Origin of the sequence: Pseudomonas sp. MF6751, assembly GCF_016613265.1 — a bacterium.
Classification (GTDB): domain Bacteria; phylum Pseudomonadota; class Gammaproteobacteria; order Pseudomonadales; family Pseudomonadaceae; genus Aquipseudomonas; species Aquipseudomonas fluorescens_BV.
The window spans coordinates 199,455-220,115 of sequence record NZ_JAENSV010000005.1; the positions used below are offsets into that span (position 1 = coordinate 199,455).

The window sequence follows — 20,661 nt, forward strand, 5'->3', positions numbered from 1 at the left end:
GGCAGATCCAGGTAGAGCAACGGACGGTCAGCTTAAGGGAACCGCGCAGATCCGCAAACTTAGGCTTCACTAACAAGCAACAGCTGCCGATACAGCTAGCAGCGACATTGAAACGGTTGGGTTCCCAACCGGCGGTCCTGGCACGGGGTACCACTATGACGATCAAATTACGCTTGGTGCTGTTGATTGCGACCGGGTTGCTCACCGCTTTGATCATGAGCCTGGCTGGCTACCTGGGCAATACGCGGATGGCCGATGCGGTACAGGACAACGACGTTAGCATGACGGTACTGCGCAACCACATGGAAGCCGACATGATGCACGACGCCCTGCGTGCGGATGTACTGTCGGCCATGTTGGTCGGGCTGGGCAAAAGCACCAGTACGCCGGCCGAGGTCAACAGCTCGATCAAGGAGCATGCCGAGCACTTTCGCGAGGTGCTGGCGGACAATCTCAAGCTGCCGTTGGACGCCTCGATCAAGGCCAGCCTGGAAAAAATCAAACCCAGCCTGGACACCTACATCAGTGCCGGCGAGCGCATCGTCGCGCTGGCCCTGGACAATCCCGAGGCCGCACGAGGGGAACTGCAGACCTTCAATGCCGCGTTCAGCCAGCTGGAAGAACAAATGGCGGCGTTGAGCGAACTGATCGAAAACCATACCCAACTCACCAGCACCGGTACCCGGCAAACCATCAGCAACGCTAACTGGACCTTGATTATCGTATTGGGGGCGAGCCTGCTGTTGCTGCTGGCCCAAGGACGTTGGGTGACCCTGAGCATCATGGGGCCGTTGCGCACCGCCAGCCGTATTGCCCTGAGCATTGCCCATGGCAACCTGAGCGAGCCGATTGTCGAACCCAAGAACCAGGACGAAGCCAGTGCACTGATTCGCAGCCTGGCGACGATGCAGCGGGATTTGCGCGGCATGATCGAAGTGGTTCGCAGCAATGCCCATGGCGTCAATGGCATGAGCGAGCGCCTCAGCCAGGGTTGCCATGAAGTGGCAGGCAGCAGCCAACAACAAAGCGTCGCCGCCAGCACCATGGCCGCCGCCGCGAGCGAAATGACCGCCAGTATCGAAGAAATCACCCGTCACGCCCAACGTGCCCTGGACATGGCCAGTCAGGCTGAAACCCTGGCCAAGGATGGCGGCCGGGTCATCCACCAAGTGGTCAGCGACATGGACGGCATCGCCCGTTCTGCCCAACAGTCGGCCCAAGTGATCCGCACGCTGGACAAGGAGTCCGAGGCGATCTACAGCATTATCCAGGTGATCAAGGGGATTGCCGACCAGACCAACCTGCTGGCCCTGAACGCCGCCATCGAAGCCGCCCGCGCCGGTGAACAAGGACGCGGTTTTGCAGTCGTGGCCGACGAAGTGCGCAGCCTGGCCGGACGCACCAGCGCCTCCACCCAGGAAATCGCCAGCATGGTCGGGAGTATCCAGCAAAACACCCGTGAAGCGGTGATCAGCATGGAGGAGGGCGTTGCCCAAGTGGACAAGGGCATGGCGGTGACTGCCGAAGTGGAACGTGCCATTCGCGAGATCCTCCAGGCCACGCTGAGCACCACTGAATTGGTCAACGATATTTCCCGCACTATTAGTGAGCAGAGCCTGGCCAGCAATGAGATTGCTCATCAGGTGGAGAGGATTGCGGGAATGTCGGAAAGTAACAGTCGGGTGATTGGCGAGACGGCGTCGACGACGGATGAATTGTCGAGTCTGGCGGGGAAGCTTTCGCAGTCGGTGGATCGGTTTAGGCTTTGATGGATGACGACCCATATATAACTAAACTAAATAGTTATTTAGTTTAGTTATAATGCATATGAATATGTACGGAGGCGGAGGGACCAGAATTCATGGCCCTCCATCTAATTTACGCGTGTATCACCAGGTTCGTCGGGTAACACGGCCCTGAGTCTGGTCGAATTCGCCTTGGCTCACCGTAATCGGTGCACCAATGCTCAAATCATCCGAATCTCGCTGCCAAAGCCTGAAAATCGGTTTGCCGGCCAGCTCCAAAACTACTAGGTCATCTTGGGTAGGTGGACTGACAATACTGTATTCCTCAGTGATTCCTGGGTATCCAAAGCTAACTGAAGCTGTGCCTTGATCAAAATCAGCGATTCGTTTTGGCTCAACATGAGCATCGACTTCAAGTGTGAAAATGTCCATTTCCATTGAGTCTGATTTGTTCTTGCGCGTGAAGGACAACTTGAATTTCATCCATGACCTCAATTATCGGTAGCTGTGGTTTGAGCGTGTAGATTCTCATGACGTGCTCGGATAAGCCAACCGTGACGGAGTTGTCGTCAGGTGTCGCGAGCCTGTTTGACTTACGCTTTACTGATATCCAGGTACGGGTTGCTGCCAAGTGATCGAAGCCTGTGCCAGGCTCGAAATCTCATCACCAGAGCCCCCCGGTCCCGTACATGATGGTACGCATAATGTATATTATGTTAAACGACAGGCCATGTTAGAAATGTTCATAAGCCACGTAAGTCACTGATTCGACGAATTCGTTTTTACGCCTACTCTTTCAACGGGCCATGCCCATGTGCCGTTTCTCTTCAAGTCAACGACTACCGCTGCTCGTGCAAGCTGATGACGTGGCACCGTTGCCCATGCTTGCCCCTTTATGTACGTCCAACTCAGACTCAGGAACCGCGCTTTCAATACTGCGGCGGCGCATCTGCGAGCGATCCAGGCTTTCTATAGCTACGCAAAAAGCCGGGGCTGTGCGCTCAGACAAGGTGATGCTTGGCGCCGAGTGAGGACTGCGCAGCTGAAACCCTCATCTTTGATCGTGACGGCGCCGTTGCTGGTATGCACAGATCTTCAAGATTCTGTCATCGTAATGGCTCTTCATAATTAACATAACTATCGTTGTGTTTAATTTTGAGGGCTGCTAGCATCGAAATTGCCACGTGGCATTTTCGAGGAGAAAGCTCTCATGCAACTCTCTGTGCGAAAGGCGTTCCTGGAAGACGGGGCCGTCCTGATCAAAGGTTTTCTGAACAAAGATCAATTGGCTGAGTGCCGGGCAGCCTATGACTGGGCAGTCGAAAATCACGGCCCTCATGCAACCCGAATGTTCGACGGGACTGAGCAACAGTCCCATGTTGACAATGCCAACCCCGTCGCCAAGGCGCGTCTTGAAGAACTCGTAACCTCCCTGCCCTTTGGCCAGCTGTTTGCGCAGCTCTGGGGCTCGGAAAACGTGTGGTACTTCGCCGAAGAGGTGTTTCTCAAAGCAGGTGGGCGCGGATCTCGCACGCTTTGGCATCAGGACACGTCTTATCTGCCGTGGGCCGGAAACCACTGGGCCAATGCCTGGGTCAGTTTTGAATCAGTGCCGAAGAAAAACGCTTTGGAAATCGTTCGAGGTTCACACAAAGGACCACGCTACGACGGCACTACGTTTCGCGATCCAAACGATCCGACTCAGCCGCTGCATGGCGGCGACGCATTGCCACGCCTGCCGGATATCGAGGCGCTGCGCCAAAACGATCCCGAATCATTCGACATCATTTCGTGGGCTACCGAGCCCGGCGATATCGTCTTGCTGCATCCGGGTTCACTGCATGGTGGCGCTCCGGTGGATGATGCCTTCCCGGATCGTCACACCTTCGTTTTCCGTTTCTTTGGCGACGACGCCACCTTCCATCCTTTACCAGAAAACAGCGCGAGCGGTTACCCGCAGCAAGGCGTGCTGTTTACTGAAGAGCTGTCGACCCTGAAAGCGGGAGACGGCTTCCGCCACCCAACGTTCCGCCAATTAATATAAAAGGAGCATTGCCATGAACACTCAAGACCTGCAGCGTCAGTCCTTCAACCCTGGTCACACCCAGGCAATCTACGACAACTTCCACTTTTCCCAGGCGACACGCGTCGGCAACATGATCTGGGTGTCCGGCCAGGTCGGTATCGACGAGGCCATGGTTCCAGCCGAAGGCATCCAGGCGCAATCCCATCTGGCGCTTCAGTCTTTGCGGACCATCCTCGAAGCTGCGGGTGCAAGCCTGGCCGATGTAGTCGAGTTGATGACGTTTCATACCGATCTGCAGGTCGAAGTGCACGCTTTTGGACAGGTAAAGGACGAATACTTCCCTGAACGTTATCCAGCCTGGACCGCTGTCGGCATTTCACAACTGGCAATGCCGGGCTTGCGCGTGGAAGTTCGGGCCGTCGCGGTGATTGGCAGCGGTCGAATCTGAACGATTGCATGATCGCGACGTGCCAAGCCAAAATGGCGTTCGCAGCCGCTGCCGGCTCAACGCCTTCAACCAACGGAATCACCTTCTCTCATGAATGATGCTCAAGCGCCTTCCACGGATAGTCAGCACTCCATTGACAGTGATTCAGCGCCCGCCCCACGTCGCGGCCGTCCGGTAGGTAATCGTCTGGAAAAACGCGGTGAACTGTTGACTGCAGCGATTGAAGTCATTGCCCAGGAGGGTTATGCCGGGACGTCTCTGCGCAAAGTCGCCAGTCATGCCGGCTGCACCACTGGCGCCGTGACCTATTACTTTGCCAATAAAGAAGAAATGATCACGGCGGCGGCGCAGAGTCTGTTTGACGAGTTCGATCACTTGCTGGATGCCGATCAGGAAAAGGTCGATGTCAGGGCAATGATCGAGCAGTGGTTGAACCTGACTCAAGCCAATGACTCGGCGCGTTGGCTGGCCTTGTTTCAGATGCTCGCCCACGCAAGGCACGAACCGGTGTTTGCCGACGTAATCCAGAAACGTTACTCGCGCTTTCGCGAGAATCTCGCAAGCATTCTGGGCAAAGGACAAACCCAGGGCATCATTCGCAAAGACATTGCTGCCGATCTGCTCGCCGATCAGCTCAGCGCGCTGAGTGACGGCTGGATGATGATGTTGCCAATCGAGCCAGAGCGATTTGAAGCCAAACGCAGCAAGACCTTGATGGATGCGGTCATCACGCTGATCAGCCCCGCTCGCTAAACCATACCCTGCCCTCAGGCATCAAGAAGATTCGCTTCATTTGCGCAGCGAATCCTGCTTAATGGCGCCCGCCTTTCTCACCACCCCTCGGTTAATCGTCATTGCGCCGATTTCACTTTGCTGAATTCCTGTTCCGTCATATATTTGCATAACATCTGTTATTATAAATAAAAAGACGGAGGTGAAGATGGATGCGGATCTCGATGAACTGTCGACGCAATCACGACAGCGACGATTGTTATTGCAAGCGGCTGGAGGCGCGGCCCTCGCCGGAGGGCTCGGTGTCACCGGGCGTGCGATGGCGCAAACCCAACCTTTAGACACCTCGATACTGGATGTGGTGATCATTGGCGCAGGCCTGTCCGGGCTTACGTCTGCCAGAGACCTCCAGGCCGCTGGCTGCGAGTCGTTTGTCGTGCTTGAAGCCCGCGATCGCGTCGGTGGTCGCACACTTAACCATGACCTAGGCAATGGCGTAATCTGCGAGGCCGGTGGGCAATGGATCGGCCCCGGTCAAACGTCAATCGCCGATCTGGCCAGACAGCTTGATGTCGCAACCTTCCCTACGTACTACAAGGGCAAGGCGGTCTATCTGATAGAAGAGGTAAGAGTCCAAGAGGACGTCAGCGATGGTCCGAATTCCAATACTGACATCGTCGCAAAACTGAACAAACTCGCCGAAGGCGTCCCCAGCAAAGCGCCGTGGAAAGCGAAGGATGCGGTTGAGCTGGACAAACTCTCGATTGGCCAATGGCTGGCCGGGCAAGGCATTAGCAATGTCGACAAGATCGGCTTCAATATGTCCGTGAGCCTCACCTTCGGTACCACGCCGGCGGGCATGGGGCTCCTGCATTACCTGGCGATGATCAACTCCTCTGACTGCCGCCTCGAAAAGCTCGAAGGTGTCCAAGGCGGTGCGCAGGAATCACGTTTGGTAGGCGGCTCGCAAATCCTCAGTTTGAAGATGGCGCACGCTCTCGCAGATAAAGTCCGGTTGGCGTGTCCAGTGCGCAAGATTGTCGGTTGGGACCGTGATGTCGTCGAGTTGCATACCGATCAAGGCATCATGCGCACGCGGCAGGTGATTGCCGCGCTGAGCCCCGCGTTGTGCAATCAGATCGTCTTCGATCCCCCCCTGCCCTCCGGGCGTGCCGAGCTGCAGCGGCATTGGCCGGCCCATGCACCGATGCGCAAGACCGTGCACGTCTATGAGCGCCCGTTCTGGCGCGACCAAGGCCTCAACGGCCAGATCGTGCAAGTGGAAGGTCCGCTGATCTGGGCCTTTGACAATTCGCCAGCGGACGGCAGCCTGGGTGTGCTCAGCGGCTTCGTCAAAACCGGCCAATTACCCCATGACCCCAAAACTGCGCAGGACACCCTGTCGGCGATTTACGCCAGCGCCATGGGCGAACAAGCCCTGCACCCGATTCAGTTTTATGATCTGGACTGGGGCAAGATCGACCCGTGGAGTTTGAGTTGTATTTCCCCCATGCCCCCCGGTTTTTGGACGCAATGGGGCGAGTATCTGACGCCAGCGGTCGGGCGCATGATCTGGTCGGGTACCGAGACTGCGCAGATCTGGGCCGGGGCAATGGACGGTGCAGTCCGCGCCGGACATCGCGCGGCAATGGAAGCGCTGCAGGCGTTGCTTCAACCACGGAGGAACGCCTGATGAAGCGGATTATGATGGTTGGAACCATCGTCGTGAGCGCAGCGTTGGCCGGATCAATTGCGATGTATGGACCGGAACTGTTGGCGGGCTATCGTTTCATGCAGGCCGTGGATCAGCACGACGCGGCATACCAAGCCAATGGCGGTGCGTGGCCACAGTTACAGGACACCTGCGCGCTTTGCCATGGCGCTAACGGTCAACCGCGCGACGCTCAATACGCAGCGCTTGCAGGGCAGACCGCAGCGTACATCGAAAACCAGTTGCACGCGTTTGCCGAAGGACGTCGCCACAGCGCACAGATGGAGCCACTGGCGGCCAATCTGACGGACGAGCAGATCAAGCGTCTGGCCGGCTATTTTTCCGAACAGAAACCTGGCGTGACTGAAGTCCCGACGAAGGATGATGCCCTGGACCAGCGCGGTCAGCGTGTGGTCGCCGCCAATGGGTGTGCAGCCTGCCACGGCGAAAAACTCTCTGGCGGTCCCCTGGCTCCGCGTATCGCCGCACAAGGGCAGCTTTATCTGAGCGATCAACTGAGCGCTTTCAAGCGTGGCCAACGCACCGATCCGACGCAGGCCATGAATGCCATGGCGAGCACCCTGTCCGATGAAGACATCAAGGCCGTCGCGCATTATCTGGCCAAGCTGAACCCTTGATCCTGCACGGGCAAGGATGCCCCCCGCCCTCCTCTGCATCACGCAAAAAAGCCGCCAGATCGGCGGCTTCGAACACTTCAACTACCCCCTAGCGCGTTTGCAGAACAGCCATTGCGCCCTTCGCGCGCTCCAGCGCGCAATACGCGTAATACAGGTGCACCAGCAGATAAGCCCAGGTGGTCAGTGCAAGCACATAGAAGTTCAGCAGCACATTGCTGTCGTCGCCGGGGATCTTGTAAAAATCGTAGATGCAGGCAATGGTCAGTGATGCGAGCATGCCAAACATCACACCGATCGCGTGCAGTGACTCGCCGACATTTGCCAGGCGTACCGCGAAATACACCAGGTAGACCGAAAACATCACCCACATCAGCACGTAGAAATACGGTAGGAGCGTGACCAGAACCTTGGTCGAGATCAACGCGAGTGTGCCCAGCATAGCGCCGGCAAACATCATGAGTTCCTTGCCCACAGACGGCTTGTAGGCATGCGTCACCGCCATCAGCCCGAGCACGGTAATCAGCGGAATTCCGAAGGCTCTGGAGAACGCGTCGCAAAAGTATGAAATCAGGTACGCATGCTCCGATCCCGTCAGGAAAAAAACCAGGAAGTTTGTTGCGGAAAAGGCAACCACAAACCACTCCAGAGCCAGTAACAGGTTTCTTTTCTTCAAAAACCTGATGCCGAAGGTCAGCCCATTGGCAAGCAGCAAGAAACAGGCAAGGCACAGCACAATATTTCTCGGTTCCATAACGATAGCCTCGGTACAGCTGACAGATAATTTGATGGATTAGCGGGGTTGAGGAACGAGTGCGGCCAGATAAGCCGCAATCGCTTGTCGCTCCTGCGCTGACAGCGCCGCGGCCATGGCTTGCATGGCACCACTGGGCTCAATGCGCTCGCCGCTGGCAAAAGCGTTGAGCTGGGCCAAAAGGTAGTCCTGCCCTTGTGCAGCCAGGCGTGGGTAGGCTTCGTGGCCCATCAGTTGTGCACCATGGCAGGCGGTGCAGCCTCGGGTTTGCACCAGTTGTTTGCCTTGATCCTTCAGACCCTCGTCAGAGCTGACAGCCCCATGGGCACCGACCGATTGCCGGGCGTAGAACTTCGCCAGCTGATCAATTTCATCCGGGCTGAGGGTCATCGCCAACGGCTCCATGTTGGGCGCAAGCCGTTGTCCGCTCGCAAAATTGCGCAACTGGGCGGACAGATACGCGGCGGGTTGCCCGGCCAGGCTCGGATACGTCGAGTTCAGCGAGTTACCGTGGCTGCCATGGCAACCGGTGCAGGCATCGGTCAGATGGGGCCAGTTTCCGCGTTCGGCCTGGTAGGCCTCAGTGGAGGTGGTGATGTAACTCTGCAGCCGATACAGATCGAGCAGATCGCGGCCAAAAATCGCCAACAGCACCGCAATGACCACCATGACGCCAAGCGCTATGATTTTTTTCATTGCCGCCTCCTACACCCTACGTAACGCGTTGAGCACCTGTAAGGCGCTGTGGCGTCCGGCGCGCACGGCACCGTCCATGTAACCTGCCCAGATGTCAGCGGTTTCGGTGCCCGACCAGAACAGATTGCCGCAGGGCGGACGCAGTGCCTCGCCATGTGTCGACCAGAAACCGGGGGGAATCGGCGACACGCACGTAATGGTCCACGGGTCGGCATGCGCCCAGTCATGATCGTGATAGGAAACCGGCTCGAGCGCTGCGTCCCCCAGGGCACGTGCATAGATTTCGGTCTGCATACGCTTCGCGGCCTCAAGGTTGGTGGGGGCTGCGGCATTCAAAATGAACGCATTGATCACACCGATTTCGCCATTTGGCGGCGAGTTGTCGTATGCCCAGATGACCGGCCCACCGACCTGAATGATATGGCCGTTCAAGCCTTTGTCGCGCCAGAAAGGCCGCGGGTAGACCATTGCCGTCTTGCGCGCCGGCGAGTGCGCCGGCCAGGCTCGCTGCAGAGCGGCGCGGGCTTCGGGCAGCGCTGGATCGAACTGCAGGCGTTGGCACAGTGCTGGATGAATCGCCATGATCACGCGCCGGGCGCGGATCTCGCCCTGATCCGTTTGCAGTCTGACGATGTCGCCGTTCCAGTCAGCAATTTTGCGCACCGGGCACGACAAGCGAACCTTGTCACCCAGCAATTGCGCCATTTTGCTGCTGAGAACCTGTGAACCGCCGACGATCCGCGTGCCTTGCGCGCTGTCCTTGATTGAATCGAGCCGCATGTATTCGCTACCGGCCGAATTGATCATCGATAGAAAATGCAAGAAGCCCATCTTCGCCGGCGTGACACCGCAGGTCAGGAGAAAGCTGGCATTCCACCCTGCGCGGTCTTGCGGTTTGATGTTTTGCTGAGCAAGCCAGTCGCCTGCCGAGAGCTTGTCCAGTTCGGCCACTCGGGGGGATTTCCATGGCGCGCCGCACGGCACATCACGCGACAGCTCGCTGAGTTTTGCCGAGACGCTTTCGTCGGTACCGAAGGTGCCTTTCAAATCGACGGCGACACGTCCATCGCCACCGAGGATCACGGTCTCCCCCTCATAGAAACTGGGAAAGGTGCCGACCTCAAGCTCACGGGCCAGGTCCGCTACGGCGGTTTGTCCGGGGCCGATCCACTGGCCTCCGGCCTCGGAGATGTAGCCGGAACCCAAGTCATGATTGAGCGTGCGGCCACCGACACGATCACGCGCTTCAAGCACCAGTAGCGACTCGCAACCCGCCAGATGCAGGTCACGGGCGGCGGTCAAACCAGCCAGGCCGGCACCGATGATCACCACATCAAACACATCGTCCGGGTTGCCTTTGAGTAGCGCATCGGCGGCATTGGCCAGCCCAATGTTCAAACCGATCGATCCCACGGCGGCAGTGGCACCGGCCAGTTTGAGTAGTTGCCTGCGCTTCAAATCAGGAGGGGCGTCAGTGCTCATGTTCGTTGCCTCACATCACGTTATTGTTGGATTGAACGCCCGTGGCCGAGCGTGGGTGCGGCAGTAAAAAAGTAGCGACGAAAACGCAAACATTCGTTTGTCTTTCTGCAGGCGAACGCCTGCCGGCCCCAGGACTTCAAGGTCAGCGTCACCATGCAAACTCAGCGTGTTGGTTCTATAAGCCTCAGCCGTCAGGCATGAGGGCGCGCAACTTTGCGGTTGGTGTATTCGTCCAGCAGATGTGCTCCTCCCAGCGCCACATTCACGGCGCACCACTGCAGCGGTTCGGGCAGGGTTTTCGGGGTTTTATGCCGCAACGCGGCGAGCAGCGGATGCTCGATACCGCCGATTCTTTCTGCCAGCAGGTGACCAATCAGCGACTGCGATGCGACGCCGTGTCCGGAGCAACCCGCGGTGTAGAGAATGTTGTGGTGCGACCCGGTTTCGCCCACCACCGGTAACGCGTCGTAGGCCATGCTGACATAACCACTCCAGCACGCTTGAATGCCGACACCGCGTAACGTCGGGAAACGCACGCCAAGGTTGTCTTGCAACGCGCGGTAGGTCACCTCATCGGGAATGTTCGGGGTTTTCGAGCCGTAGGCATAACCCAGCCGTTTAGTGGTCATCAGCAGCGTATTGCGTGCGGTCAGGCGATGGCTTTCCATCACCAGGTGCGGCGTGGTCAACCCTTCCCGCCCTGCCCAGCCCAGCGATGCCAACTGCTGTGGTGTCAATGGCTCGGTTTCGACCGCCGACACTCGAAATGGAACGACTTTGTCTCGCAGAAGACCGAGTTGCGGCGTATAGGCATTGGTGGCCAGCACCACTATCGGCGCGCTCGCCCGCCCGCATGGCGTCCGGCAGGTGATCGTCGGCCCGTCGGAGCACGACTCAAGCTTGGTGTTTTCATACAGCCTCACTCCCGCCTGAAGTGCAGCACGGCGCAGACCCATCACATATTTGCCAGGGTCCAGCGTACCGCCGTGGCGTTGCAGGCAGCCAAACAGAAAGGCCGGTGGAATCCCCCGCGCGCGCATTTGTGCCTGATCCAGAAACTCCGTTTGCGAACCCAGTTCGTGGCCCACGGCCATGCTTTTGCGCAGCCTTTTCTCCTGCGACGGATGGATGCCCGCCCTGATGATGCCCGAGGCGTTATAGTCGCAGTCGATCCCCAGTTCGCGTAACCGACCTTCGACGTAGGCGACAGCTTCGTCATAGAACCTGACGATTTTTTGCGCTTTTTCCTTGCCAACACGTTTCAAGAACAACTCGAACTCAATGCCGACGCTGCCGCCCAAATAGCCGGCATTCCGCCCGCTGGCGCCGAAACCGGCAAACGCTTGCTCCAGAACCACCACCTTCGCTCCCAACACCGTCAGTTCCAGGGCGGTGGACAGGCCGGCGAAACCCGCACCGATCACGATGACGTCCGCGCTGACATCGCCCTCGAGCTCGGGTTGCAGATCAGCCGGAGTTTCGACCCAGCCACCCAGCCGACGGAAATGCCCGCCGGCGAAGTGGCTTTCCAGCTCTCGTGATTGGTAGGTCATGGACATGTGATGTGCTCCTATCGACTCAGGATGTGAATAGCGACGGCTGCTTCCTCTACACCTTGCAGACCGCCACCGTTTTCCTGGATGGCATGCCGCGCACCGCGTACCTGGCGTGCACCGGCCTCCCCGCGCAACTGGGTGGTCAGCTCGTACAACTGACCGATCCCTGTGGCGCCGAGCGGATGCCCCTTGGATTCGAGGCCGCCAGAGGGATTGATCGGCAGACGGCCTCCCAGGGTGAAATCGCCGCGTTCGGCACACACGCCACCCTCCCCCAGCGGCGCAAGACCGAGGTTTTCCGCCTGGATGATTTCACCCATGGCCGAGGCATCGTGTACTTCGGCCACGTGCATGTCCTGCGGGCCGAGGCCGGCGATCTCGTAGGCTTCACGCGCTGCCAACAGGCTGACGTGCTTGTGCGGCTCGTCGAGCCCACGCAGGGTAAAGCTGCGGATCACGCTGGCGGCGATCCGCACACAACGTTTCGGGTCGGCACCAATGCGTTTCAATCCCGCCTCGGTACAGAGAATCGCGGCGGCCGCGCCGTCGGATAACGGCGCACACATTGGCAGCGTGATCGGATAAGTGATCGGCGGCGCGGCGAGCACTTCTTCAATGGTGAAGGTCTTGCGAAATTGCGAATACGGGTTGTGCACCGAGTGTTGATGGTTCTTGGCGCACACCGCAGCAATCTGTCGCTGAGTGGTGCCGTAGGTCTTCATGTGCCAGCGACACATGGCGGCATAGATGGCCATGAACTTGCTGTACGGACGATTGGATTCCGAGCCCGGCGGCACCACGATGCCCTCGCCCATTTTCACCAGCGTCGCGTAGTTTTCCTCGGCGGTGGAAACATCCCAGCCGGTTTCGAACAGGGCCAGCGCGCGCGCTTTGTCCGGCACGTTCATTTTTTCCGCACCCAGCGCCAATGCCACGTCGGTAGCCCCTGAGCGCAAGCTCTGCACCGCTAGATGAACTGCGGTACTGCCTGAGGCGCAGGCGTTTTCGACGTTGTACACCGGCACCCCTTCGAGGCCGATCTTGCTGCACAGCACCTGCCCGGGAATCGACAGTTGCCCTTGCAGATGACCGTTAGTGATCCCGGCGTAGAACACCGCGCCGATATCGGCGCGCAGGGCACCGGAATCGGCGAGTGCGCCTTGCAAGGCCTCCAGCGCCAGATCCTGAAGGCTTCGGTCCAAGTGGCGACCGAACTCGGTCATGGCAATGCCGGCGATGTAAATAGGTTCCATCAGATCATCCCCCTCAAATACGCCGCTCAACGTTTTGCCAGTAATGGGCACGCAGATCTTTTTTCAGTACTTTGCCGACCGGGCTGCGTGGCAATGCAGCAATGAAATCCACGGTTTTCGGCGACTTGACCGATCCGAGCCGGGTCTTGCACAGCTCGATCAACTCCTCAGCAGTGACGGTATGCCCGGCGCTCAACTCGACCACGGCCTTCACGCCCTCGCCCCATTGCTCATCCGGCACACCGATGACGGCGCAGTCCTGCACCGCCGGATGGCTCCAGAGCACTTGCTCGACTTCACTCGGGTAAACGTTGAATCCGCCGGAGATGATCATGTCTTTCTTGCGGTCGGTAATGTGCAGGTAGCCGTGCACATCGAAATGGCCGATGTCGCCGGTGTGCAGCCAGCCATCGACGATGGTTTCTGCGGTTTTCTGCGGATCCTTGTAGTAACCCTTCATCACCAGATCGCCGCGCACACAGATTTCACCGGTTTGGCCCTGGCCGAGAATGTCTCCGGCGTCGCTGAGAATTTCCACCCGAACCAGCGGATTAGGACGGCCTACCGATGACAAACGCTCGTCCGTTGCAAGACGTCCACCGTGCAAATGTTCGGCGGGCGGCAGGTTGGAAATCGAGGCCGGCGCTTCCGTCTGACCGTAACCGCCGGCCATTACCGGGCCAAAGGTCTCGATGGCTTGCTTGAGCTTGTCCACCGACATCGGTGCCGCGCCGTACAGAAAATACTTCAACGAGCTGAAATCGACCTTCTGCGCCAGATCCGGAACATCCAGCAGTCGATAGATAACCGTCGGCGGTAGAAAGGTCTCGGTGACCTTGTATTTCGGGATCATTGCCAGCATCAGTGCCGGATCCGGCTTAGTAATGATCACCACGGTGCCTCCGCGCGAGGTGCACGGCAGGGACAGCGTGCCGGCGGTATGCGTCATCGGCGCCGCCGCCAGGTTGACCGGCGGATGCTCATCGGCATAAGGGAAATTGATCATGAAGTGCGCGCAGAACGTTTGGATGCTGCGATGAGTGTTCATCACCCCTTTCGGCAGCCCCGTGGTGCCGCCGGTTGGCGAGAGCGCCACGACATCATCCAGTTGATACCCGACCTCCGGTGCCGTGGCCGGCTGATCCTCGATCCAGGACTTGAGCGACGGCGCCCCCGGCAAGTGCTCGTCGATGCAGATCCACAATCGGATTTTCGGCAGGCTCGGACGCAACGCGTCAATGATCGGCGCGAACTCTCGTTGAAAAAACAGTACCTCGCAGTCGAAGGCATCGAGCACGTGACGGTTCTCTTCGGCGCTGTTGCGTGCGCCGACGGGAATCCAGCACAGGTTGGCGCGCCAGAGTCCCAGGGTGCAGGTCCAGGCCACCGCATCGTTGGCCGACCAGACTGCGCCCTTGGTGCCGCCGGGCAGGTCGGCGGCTAACAGCGCATTGGCGATCCGGCTAGACAGGTTGCGGACTTCGGTGAAGGTGAACACCCGATCGTCCTGGATGTACGCCGCGCCGTGCGGATTGATCCGCCAGCCACGGTCGAAGAAATCAATAATCGCCATGTTAGTCACTTCACAGTTGAGTAACGGTTGCGCGGGCCAGGCCACGCTGCTCGAGGAAGCCCAGCAGATAGCGATGACCGAAGGCTTTCGAGGCCGAGGCGAAACCAGTTCTGGCGGTGTCGTTATTCAACAGTTTGACCACGGCTGCGGCGTGCAAGGCCCCGGTGGCGATGTAAGGCGTGATGCCATGCACGGTGGCACGCACGGCCGTCAGTTGGCCACGACCGATTGCGAAGTCAACGGTGCGTTGCAGAGTGCTGCGTTCACGCGGTGGCATGCTCGGGGTGGTCGATTGCACGAGGCTCTGGATCACCGCGTCCTGCTGTTCTTTGGGCAGGTGCTTGTATTCGGCTTCCCACTTCTCACCCAGGCCGTGGACCATTTTCATCACCGGGTTGTCGTAGAAGCCGACACAGGACATGCAACTGCGTACCCGGCCATCCTCTTCGTAAAATACCGGTAGTGAAGTGCCGCCCCAAGGCAGGCAGAACACAGCTTCCAGCAGATCAGGACAAACCACGTTGAAGCTTGTGTTCGGCGCATAAGGCACCAGTTCCTTCTCCCACAGGTAGGCGCCGGGGTAACGGACGCCCTCGAAAATGGTCGCCGTTGAACCGACAGTCACCCCAGCGGCACCGGTGCGTGGGCCGCGAGTCAGTGTCGCGGTTTCCAGCGAATCGACGCCCGGAGTTTCCAGGGCCAATTCGGCGGCGATCTCGGCGTAGGTGTACATGTACGCCAGCGATGGCGACAGCAGCAGCCCGGCCTGGCGATACAGCTCGCCGAACTGATCACGCAAGGCTCGAATGTGCGCCTGCTCTCCGGCTGGATCCAGATAATGGCAGCCAGCTTTCAAGGCCGCTTCTACGGCAGTCAGGCCAAAATTGATGAACGGGCCGACCGTGTTGCATACCACGCGTGCACCTTTGAACACCGAGACCAGCGCGTCGACCTCGTGGGCGCATTCAATGATTTCGTAAGTGGCCGACTCCAGACCGACGACACGTTGCGCCATCATTTCCTGAGCACGGGCGGCGTTGCGAGCGACGGCGGTGAACGGGATGTGCTGGTCGATCAACCAGTCCATGATCAGCATGCCGGTGTAACCACTGGCGCCGTAGACAACGACAGGATATTTGGCCATCGGGATTTACCTCATTTGTTGTTTTTGGATGAGTAATGTCGGGTGAATGCAGAATCAGTTGTTGGCCCAGCCTTCGGCGTACAGCTGCTGGGCGAGCAGCCCCAGGCGCATGGTCAGGACCCGGTTTTCGCCGTCCTCGATCAATGACGACTGGGTGTCGCGCAAGAGTTTTTCGATCAGGTATTCACGGGTGGTGCCATTGCCGCCGAACAGGCGGAAAGCTTCCTGCACAACGGCCATCGCCTCTTCGGTCACCGTAACTTTGGCGGAGGCGGTGGCGTACGGATGGGTTTGCGGCGACAGGCGCGCGAAGCTCAGTGAACGTCGGGCGACCGCACGGGCCGTTTCGACCCGGCGCAACATATCGCCCAGGCGCAGACGGGTCATCTGGTGGTCGATCAATGGGTGCCCGCCCTGGCGGCGCTCATGGCAGTACTGCAGGGCCATTTCGAAGGCAGCTCGTGCGACACCGGTAAACACCTGGCCCATGTGGGTGCCGGCGAACGACCAGGAAGAACTGACGGCGCCGTAGTAGTTGTCGCGCTCGGCAATAGCAAAGCGCCGAGGCACTCGTACGCTGTCGAAGTAGATTTCGCCTTGAGGCAAGGATCGTTGCCCGATTTTTTCCAGCGGCTTGCCTTTGGAAACGCCCTTCAGATCGAGCGGAATAATCAGCGCAATCCCGTGCGGCCGGCCGTTCTCATCGTAAAAACCGTCACCGTAATCGGCGCAGATCAAGCCCAGTGCCACCTGGGCAATGACGCCGTTGGAGACCCACGCCGAGCTTTGGCCGTTGAGGATGACTTCATCGCCAACCACCTTGGCGGTCAGGTTGCCGATATTGCCGGGCTTGCCCGCTGGCCAGTCCCGCGTCATGTCGAAGATCTGGTTGTCGCTGCCACGGTCGGGTTGGGTGGCCATCCAGCAGCCGATCCGGCCCTGGCAGAGTTCGACCAGTTCGGCATTGCCGGCGGCAACGGCCATTTGCAGAGGGAAACCGGCGCAGCCCAAAGAGATCGCCAGTCCGGCGTCGCCCCAGCCGAGTTCTTCACCGATCAGCGATTCGATTCGCACCGCCATGTCCGGTGGCAACTGCGCCAACAGCGCCGGGTCGAGGCCGAGCTTGGCGAACTCGGCAAACAGCGAGTAGTAAGGCGAGCCAGGGGCAACCACCTCTTCGGCGGTCATGCGATCCAGCTCGCGACCCAATGGTCGCAACACTTCTTTGGCGAAGCGGTGCACGGAGGCCTGAATCGCGGCCTCCTCTTCCGTCAGCGGGGTTTCGAAACCGGTGAGTCCGGCGGCTGGTAGGGTGAGTGTCGACTTGAGCGAGATCATCAAAGTACCTCCATCGAGAGTGGCAGCCGCTGCGCGTGCAACATGCTGCGTCTTGTTATTTGTCATCGACTCTAACAAGCAAAATTATTTAACGCAACATTCGTTATGTTTATTATTTTGAGTCTGCGGAGAGTCCTTCTGGCACGGGAAAATCGGCCGGAAATCAGCAGTTTGTTTGAGAAAAATCGCGCTGAACTGCCAGGAAACCGGCATGGCGCCCGCCTCCCGACATCCCCGCGGGTATCAGCGCTGAGAAACGACGCCTCTGCGGGAAAACACGATCGGCGAGCCATCCCTGTTCAGCAGGGTCGCCGTGAGCGAAACCCCGTCGCCGCTGGATTGTTCATGGAAACTTTGGCCACCGTCGTCGCTGCGCACGATCAAACCGTCCAGACCTACGGCGATGACTGTTTGCCCGGAAACATCGACGGCGGTGACCGAGCTCTTGCTTTGCAGCGGCACGCGCTGCCAGCGTACGCCGTCGGCGGAGCCGTGCAGCAACGTGCCGCGTTGCCCGCCCACCAGCAGCGAGCCGTCGCCCAGCACCGCACCCGTCCACAGCGTGCCGCTATAACCAGTATCCACATAGCGCCAGTGCTTGCCCTGATCATCTGAGCGCAATAACTGGCCGCGTTCGGCGGTGGCGTACAAGCGCCCTTGCCCATCGGCAAACAGCCCCATTAGGTTCAAGTCAGCCCGCTTCGAACCCGGCGGAGCTTCGAGTCGCTGCTCGGTCCAGTTCTTGCCGCCGTCATCGGTGGTCAGCACCAGCGACCACAGCCCCACCGCCACCCCTTGCTGCGGACTGAAAAAGTGCACGGCAAACAGTGGCCGATCTTCTGCACTGGAAAGGCGCTGCACCTGCCAGGTATCGCCGCCGTCAGCAGTGGCCAGAATCGCCCCCCAGTGACCAACGGCCCAACCCTGACGGGCATCGACGAAGGACACCCCCGTCAGAGGGGTGGACAACGGCACGGATGTCGCCTGACGGAAATGCCCACCGTGGTCATCCGACAACAGCACCACGCCGTGATCGCCGACGGCAACGGTTCGCTCCCCGGCTCGGGCAGCGCTCAACAGCGTCGCGGCATTGGCGCTGGCCGTTTGTGTCGCCGGTACAGCCGACAAGGACGAAGCCTGCAATAACGCCGGCAACATCAGAACCAGTAAAGGCATCAGTTTTCGCATGACTGTCTCCTCAATGCACCAGTGAGCCGATCAGGCGCACTGGGCGCCGCCGCGGAAATGTCCGCTCCAGCCATACGGCGAACGCGGGTAGAACGGTCATGGCCATGATCATGTTGACCAGAAACATGAAAGCCAACAGCTTGCCCATGTCTGCCTGGAACTTCAGATCGGAAAACGCCCAGGTGGCGACGCCCGCCGCCAGGGTGATAGCAGTAAAAATCGTAGCGACGCCGACCTCCTGCAATGCATGCTCGACGGCTTTGGTAATCGGCTGTCCGAGGGCCTGGTGCAACTGCAGACGGTTATAGATGTAGAACGCGTAATCCACGCCGATGCCGACCGCCAGCACCATGACCGGCAAGGTGGCGATGGTCAGGCCGATCTGCAGCTCTTTCATGAACCAGTAGCCGATGAAGGTCCCCAGGGTCAGCGGCAGGCAGCAGACCAGCACGGCGCGCCAATCGCGGTAGACGACGAACACCAGCAGTGCGATAGCGCCGTAGACATAAAGCATCATCGGCAGCTCGCTGCGTTCCACTTCTTCGTTGATCGCCGCGATCACGCCAGCGTTACCGGACGCCAGACGTACACTCACGCCGGCCTGAGTGAACTGGCTGCGCAAAGCCTTGGCCGCGGCGATCACTCGGTGAATGGTGGTTGCCTTGTGATCGGCGAGAAACAAATGCACCGCGGTCATACTGCAATCAGGCCGCATCATGCCGGGTACCCGAGCCACCTCGGCGGCCATCGATGAGTAGTTGGTCGGGTCGATGGGCACCGCGTTCATTTTCGGGTTGCCCTCGTTATAGCCCTCGTTGAACTGGCGCAGGCTGTTGGAAAACGAGGTCACCGAGACCACACCAGGCACACCTTGCATGGCCCAGACAAAACGGTCCTGATATTGGCCGAGAGCGACGTTCTCGCAGTCGTTCGCACCGCCATCGACCTTGACCTCGAAGACCACGCTGAGCCAGTCCAGACCAATGTCGTAATTGCTGGCGATCGACAGCGCATCCCGATTGAAGCGCGCATCCTCGCGCAGTTCCGGGGCTCCGGCCTGTAAAGAACCGACGACTCGATCATGGCTTTGCCACGCCGCCGTGACAAAGATCAGCACGGCCATACCCAGCACCCAGCGCACGTTGTGCCATTCGCTCAAACGGGCGAGACCGTGCAACCATCGGGCACGGCGCTGGCGAGAAACTTCCTCGGCTGCGGCGTAACCGTCCTGCACCCTGAGCATCGAGGCCAGCACGGGCAGCATCACCAGGTTGGTGACGATCTTGAACGCCACCCCGAGTGAAGCGGTGATTGCCAGTTCCCGCACCATGGGTATCGGGATCAACAGCAACGTCACGAACGATACGAACGCGGTGACCAACGCCAGTATGCCGGGAATCAGCAACCCACTGAAACTGGCACGCGCAGCGCCCTCCACCGACTTGCCGCAGGCGATCTCGCGAATGATGAAGTTGATCTGCTGCACGCCATGGGACACCCCTATGGCAAACACCAGAAACGGTACCAGCACCGCCAACGGATCGAGGCCATAGCCGAGCAGACGCAAAGCGCCGAACTGCCAGATCAGCGAAACCAGCGAGCAACCCACCGCCAGCAAGGTGAAACGCAGCGAATGGCAGTACCAGAACACCGCAGCCGCTGTCAGCAACAAGGCCAGCAGACAGAACTCGAAAACCGCCGAAGCGCCCACGGCAATGTCCCCGATCTGCTTGGCGAAGCCGATGATCTGGATCTCGAAATCCATGTCCTCGAACTGACTGCGAATCTGCTGCTCCAGGACCTGGTTGTAAGCCACATAGTCCAGGCGCTGGCCGTTAGTATCGAACTCGTTGAGGTCGACCGTGATCATCGCGCTGCTTTGGTCGCGAGCCACCAGCGTTCCGATAAAACCACCCTGCGCCGTCGAGTTGGCGATCATGGCTATGCTCGTCTCATCGAGACTTTCCGGCGTTACCGTCCCTGGTACCAGCGGGTCGGCACGAAAGCCCTCTTCGGTGATTTCATTGACGAACGCGTTGGGCGTCCACAACGAACGCACACTGCTGCGCGACACGTTGGGCAGAAAGATCAGCGCCTGGGTGACGTCATACAGACGCTTGAGCCCTGCCTCGCTCCAGATCGTCCCTTGGCGAGCCTTGACCACCACCGTCAACCGATTCGCGCCGAGCAAGTCATTGCGATAGGTCTCAAAGGTCTCGATGTATTCGTGGCCGATGGGCAACTGCTTTTCAAACCCGGCTTCCATGCGCAACTGCACGGCAAACCAAGCCATGCCCAAGGTGAACAGCGCCAGGCTCGCCAACGTCAGCATGCGGTGCGAGAACAGCCATTGTTCGATGCGCGGTAACACGCCGCGCGA

At 59.2% G+C, this 20,661-nt stretch carries 17 protein-coding genes and 1 pseudogene; 7 read left to right on the forward strand and 11 right to left on the reverse strand.

Annotated elements, in window-relative coordinates:
• Positions 1 to 155 precede the first annotated feature (155 nt).
• A pseudogene (locus JJD66_RS28430) lies at positions 156 to 911 on the forward strand (MCP four helix bundle domain-containing protein); the annotation flags it as partial.
• A 132-nt stretch (positions 912 to 1,043) separates the two neighbouring features.
• Positions 1,044 to 1,769, forward strand: coding sequence for a methyl-accepting chemotaxis protein (locus JJD66_RS28435; RefSeq protein WP_370712708.1), 726 nt, complete (start codon positions 1,044 to 1,046; stop codon positions 1,767 to 1,769).
• A 120-nt stretch (positions 1,770 to 1,889) separates the two neighbouring features.
• Here the strand turns inward: JJD66_RS28435 and JJD66_RS06970 are convergent, their stop codons facing one another.
• Positions 1,890 to 2,228, reverse strand: coding sequence for a hypothetical protein (locus tag JJD66_RS06970; protein WP_089041730.1), 339 nt, complete (start codon positions 2,226 to 2,228; stop codon positions 1,890 to 1,892).
• 727 nt (positions 2,229 to 2,955) lie between these two features.
• Between JJD66_RS06970 and JJD66_RS06975 the strand changes: the two genes are divergently transcribed.
• From JJD66_RS06975 to JJD66_RS06995, 5 genes are all read left to right on the forward strand, one after another.
• On the forward strand, positions 2,956 to 3,789 hold the full coding sequence (locus JJD66_RS06975) for a phytanoyl-CoA dioxygenase family protein (RefSeq protein WP_198715795.1): 834 nt from the start codon (positions 2,956 to 2,958) through the stop codon (positions 3,787 to 3,789).
• Between the two features lie 13 nt (positions 3,790 to 3,802).
• The gene (locus JJD66_RS06980) at positions 3,803 to 4,219 is read left to right on the forward strand and encodes a RidA family protein (protein ID WP_198715794.1); all 417 of its coding nucleotides are present in this window, start codon (positions 3,803 to 3,805) and stop codon (positions 4,217 to 4,219) included.
• Positions 4,220 to 4,309: 90 nt separating this feature from the next.
• On the forward strand, positions 4,310 to 4,972 hold the full coding sequence (locus JJD66_RS06985; RefSeq protein WP_198715793.1) for a TetR/AcrR family transcriptional regulator: 663 nt from the start codon (positions 4,310 to 4,312) through the stop codon (positions 4,970 to 4,972).
• 187 nt (positions 4,973 to 5,159) lie between these two features.
• Entirely contained in the window at positions 5,160 to 6,644 is a 1,485-nt protein-coding gene (locus JJD66_RS06990) for a flavin monoamine oxidase family protein (protein WP_200647851.1), read from the forward strand.
• Positions 6,644 to 7,300 (forward strand): c-type cytochrome, encoded by a 657-nt coding sequence (locus tag JJD66_RS06995; protein ID WP_200647852.1) that lies wholly within the window; start codon positions 6,644 to 6,646, stop codon positions 7,298 to 7,300. Before JJD66_RS06990 ends, JJD66_RS06995 begins: the two co-directional genes overlap by 1 nt.
• A gap of 88 nt (positions 7,301 to 7,388) precedes the next feature.
• Here JJD66_RS06995 and JJD66_RS07000 read toward each other — a convergent pair whose 3' ends face one another.
• From JJD66_RS07000 to JJD66_RS07045, 10 genes are all read right to left on the reverse strand, one after another.
• A complete protein-coding gene (locus JJD66_RS07000) occupies positions 7,389 to 8,051 on the reverse strand; it encodes a hypothetical protein (protein ID WP_200647853.1) in 663 nt (220 codons plus the stop codon).
• A gap of 39 nt (positions 8,052 to 8,090) precedes the next feature.
• The gene (locus JJD66_RS07005; protein WP_198715789.1) at positions 8,091 to 8,747 is read right to left on the reverse strand and encodes a c-type cytochrome; all 657 of its coding nucleotides are present in this window, start codon (positions 8,745 to 8,747) and stop codon (positions 8,091 to 8,093) included.
• A 9-nt stretch (positions 8,748 to 8,756) separates the two neighbouring features.
• Positions 8,757 to 10,229, reverse strand: a complete 1,473-nt coding sequence (locus JJD66_RS07010) for a flavin monoamine oxidase family protein (RefSeq protein ID WP_198715788.1) — start codon at positions 10,227 to 10,229, stop codon at positions 8,757 to 8,759.
• A gap of 191 nt (positions 10,230 to 10,420) precedes the next feature.
• On the reverse strand, positions 10,421 to 11,788 hold the full coding sequence (locus JJD66_RS07015; protein WP_198715787.1) for an NAD(P)/FAD-dependent oxidoreductase: 1,368 nt from the start codon (positions 11,786 to 11,788) through the stop codon (positions 10,421 to 10,423).
• Positions 11,789 to 11,799: 11 nt separating this feature from the next.
• Positions 11,800 to 13,038 (reverse strand): thiolase family protein, encoded by a 1,239-nt coding sequence (locus JJD66_RS07020; RefSeq protein ID WP_200647854.1) that lies wholly within the window; start codon positions 13,036 to 13,038, stop codon positions 11,800 to 11,802.
• A gap of 13 nt (positions 13,039 to 13,051) precedes the next feature.
• Positions 13,052 to 14,611: an AMP-binding protein gene (locus tag JJD66_RS07025; protein WP_198715785.1), complete on the reverse strand. Its 1,560-nt coding sequence runs from the start codon at positions 14,609 to 14,611 to the stop codon at positions 13,052 to 13,054.
• Positions 14,612 to 14,621: 10 nt separating this feature from the next.
• Positions 14,622 to 15,755: a saccharopine dehydrogenase family protein gene (locus JJD66_RS07030; RefSeq protein WP_054896436.1), complete on the reverse strand. Its 1,134-nt coding sequence runs from the start codon at positions 15,753 to 15,755 to the stop codon at positions 14,622 to 14,624.
• Positions 15,756 to 15,809: 54 nt separating this feature from the next.
• Positions 15,810 to 17,093 carry an acyl-CoA dehydrogenase family protein gene (locus JJD66_RS07035; RefSeq protein ID WP_200647855.1) on the reverse strand — a complete coding sequence of 428 codons (1,284 nt, stop codon included), beginning with the start codon at positions 17,091 to 17,093 and terminating at the stop codon, positions 15,810 to 15,812.
• Positions 17,094 to 17,336: 243 nt separating this feature from the next.
• The gene (locus JJD66_RS07040; protein WP_200647856.1) at positions 17,337 to 18,281 is read right to left on the reverse strand and encodes a WD40/YVTN/BNR-like repeat-containing protein; all 945 of its coding nucleotides are present in this window, start codon (positions 18,279 to 18,281) and stop codon (positions 17,337 to 17,339) included.
• Positions 18,282 to 18,291: 10 nt separating this feature from the next.
• Positions 18,292 to 20,613 carry an efflux RND transporter permease subunit gene (locus JJD66_RS07045; RefSeq protein ID WP_234452179.1) on the reverse strand — a complete coding sequence of 774 codons (2,322 nt, stop codon included), beginning with the start codon at positions 20,611 to 20,613 and terminating at the stop codon, positions 18,292 to 18,294.
• Between the last annotated feature and the right edge of the window lie 48 nt (positions 20,614 to 20,661).

Excerpts from the sequence above, each read along its gene's own strand:
- JJD66_RS28435 (WP_370712708.1), top strand. The coding sequence starts at position 1,044 with ATGGCCGCCGCCGCGAGCGAAATGACCGCCAGTATCGAAGAAATCACC.
- JJD66_RS06970 (WP_089041730.1), bottom strand. The coding sequence starts at position 2,228 with ATGAAATTCAAGTTGTCCTTCACGCGCAAGAACAAATCAGACTCAATG.
- JJD66_RS06975 (WP_198715795.1), top strand. The coding sequence starts at position 2,956 with ATGCAACTCTCTGTGCGAAAGGCGTTCCTGGAAGACGGGGCCGTCCTG.
- JJD66_RS06980 (WP_198715794.1), top strand. The coding sequence starts at position 3,803 with ATGAACACTCAAGACCTGCAGCGTCAGTCCTTCAACCCTGGTCACACC.
- JJD66_RS06985 (WP_198715793.1), top strand. The coding sequence starts at position 4,310 with ATGAATGATGCTCAAGCGCCTTCCACGGATAGTCAGCACTCCATTGAC.
- JJD66_RS06990 (WP_200647851.1), top strand. The coding sequence starts at position 5,160 with ATGGATGCGGATCTCGATGAACTGTCGACGCAATCACGACAGCGACGA.
- JJD66_RS06995 (WP_200647852.1), top strand. The coding sequence starts at position 6,644 with ATGAAGCGGATTATGATGGTTGGAACCATCGTCGTGAGCGCAGCGTTG.
- JJD66_RS07000 (WP_200647853.1), bottom strand. The coding sequence starts at position 8,051 with ATGGAACCGAGAAATATTGTGCTGTGCCTTGCCTGTTTCTTGCTGCTT.
- JJD66_RS07005 (WP_198715789.1), bottom strand. The coding sequence starts at position 8,747 with ATGAAAAAAATCATAGCGCTTGGCGTCATGGTGGTCATTGCGGTGCTG.
- JJD66_RS07010 (WP_198715788.1), bottom strand. The coding sequence starts at position 10,229 with ATGAGCACTGACGCCCCTCCTGATTTGAAGCGCAGGCAACTACTCAAA.
- JJD66_RS07015 (WP_198715787.1), bottom strand. The coding sequence starts at position 11,788 with ATGTCCATGACCTACCAATCACGAGAGCTGGAAAGCCACTTCGCCGGC.
- JJD66_RS07020 (WP_200647854.1), bottom strand. The coding sequence starts at position 13,038 with ATGGAACCTATTTACATCGCCGGCATTGCCATGACCGAGTTCGGTCGC.
- JJD66_RS07025 (WP_198715785.1), bottom strand. The coding sequence starts at position 14,611 with ATGGCGATTATTGATTTCTTCGACCGTGGCTGGCGGATCAATCCGCAC.
- JJD66_RS07030 (WP_054896436.1), bottom strand. The coding sequence starts at position 15,755 with ATGGCCAAATATCCTGTCGTTGTCTACGGCGCCAGTGGTTACACCGGC.
- JJD66_RS07035 (WP_200647855.1), bottom strand. The coding sequence starts at position 17,093 with ATGATCTCGCTCAAGTCGACACTCACCCTACCAGCCGCCGGACTCACC.
- JJD66_RS07040 (WP_200647856.1), bottom strand. The coding sequence starts at position 18,281 with ATGCGAAAACTGATGCCTTTACTGGTTCTGATGTTGCCGGCGTTATTG.
- JJD66_RS07045 (WP_234452179.1), bottom strand. The coding sequence starts at position 20,613 with ATGCTGACGTTGGCGAGCCTGGCGCTGTTCACCTTGGGCATGGCTTGG.